We start from the raw sequence: 1,399 nt of genomic DNA on the forward strand, positions 1-1,399 counted from the left end.
CGTTGGAGGCCGAGGGCGTCACCCGCTTCCTGGAGCTGGGCCCCGACGCCGTACTGACTGCCATGGCCCAGCAGTTCGTAGAGTCGGACGCCGCTCTGCTGGTGCCCGCCCAGTGGCGGAACCGTGCCGAGGCGGCGTCTTTGCTGATGGCTGTGGGCAAGTTGCATGCCCACGGTGCTGGTGTGGACTGGGCGCGGTTGTTCGCTGGGTACGGGGCGCGGCGGGTGGAGCTGCCGACCTACGCGTTCCAGCACGAGCGCTACTGGGCGACGGCGGCGGGTGGAGCTGCCGACCTACGCGTTCCAGCACGAGCGCTACTGGGCGACGGCCACGGCAGGGGCAGGAAACGTCACCTCCGCGGGGCTCGACGCGGCCGACCATCCGCTGCTCGGTGCCGCGGTGCAGCTGGCCGACTCCGACGGTGTGGTCCTCACCGGTCGGATCTCGACTGCCACGCATCCCTGGCTCGCGGACCATGTCATCGGCGGAACGGTTCTCTTCCCTGGCACGGGCTTTGTGGAACTGGCCGTACGGGCTGGCGACCAGGTCGGCTGCGATGAGCTGGAAGAGCTGACCATCAAGAGCCCGCTGGCGCTGCCGGACCGGGGCGGTGTCCAGGTACAGGTCGTGGTGGGCCAGGCCGACGCGTCCGGCGCCCGGCGGGTCGGTGTCTACTCGCGTGCCGAGCGGTCCAGCGCGGACACGCCGTGGGTGGCGCACGCGGAGGGCCTGCTCACATCCGCTACATCCGGTACGACCGGTACGACCGGTGCGTCCGGTGCGTCCGGTACGGGCGCGAGTGGCGAGGTCACACATGGCACGGAGCTCGCGGCCTGGCCGCCGCCTGGGGCGGAACCCATCGATATCGAAGGGTTCTACGAGGAGTTCACTCAGGCGGGCGCCGCCTATGGCCCGGTGTTCCAGGGGCTGACCGCGGCCTGGCGGGACGGCGCGGACCTCTACGCCGAGGTCTCCTTGGCGGACCAGGCTGCCGCCGCCCGGTTCGGCCTGCACCCGGCGGTACTCGACGCCGCCTTGCACACCGTCGCCCTCACCGGGGCTTTCGACGGACCTGTACTGCCCTTCGCCTGGTCGGATGTCCGCCTGCACGCGGTGGGAGCATCCGATGTCCGGGTACGGCTCACCTCGTCCGGTGGCGAGGGCGTGAGCCTGGACGTGACGGACAGCACGGGCCAACCGGTCGTATCTGTCGGATCGTTGGTGCTGCGTCCGATATCCGCCGAGCAGCTGGCCGCGGCGCGGTCCGCGTCGGGGGGCGGGTTGTATCGGGTGGCGTGGTCGCCGGTGCGTGTGGCGGATGGCGCGGGTAGTGCCGAGACGGCGGTGTGGTTCGTCGAGGGTGGTTGTGGTGTTGAGGGTGTGCGGTCGGCCACGGGTG

Annotated in this window: 1 protein-coding gene; it reads left to right on the forward strand. The window is 71.0% G+C overall.

The features are described from left to right. Positions 1–279: 279 nt before the first annotated feature. The coding region (locus U9R90_RS36235; protein WP_411061750.1) for a polyketide synthase dehydratase domain-containing protein at positions 280–1,399 on the forward strand (1,120 nt) is incomplete at its 3' end.

The organism is Streptomyces sp. E11-3, assembly GCF_046540415.1.
In the GTDB taxonomy this organism is placed as follows: domain Bacteria; phylum Actinomycetota; class Actinomycetes; order Streptomycetales; family Streptomycetaceae; genus Streptomyces.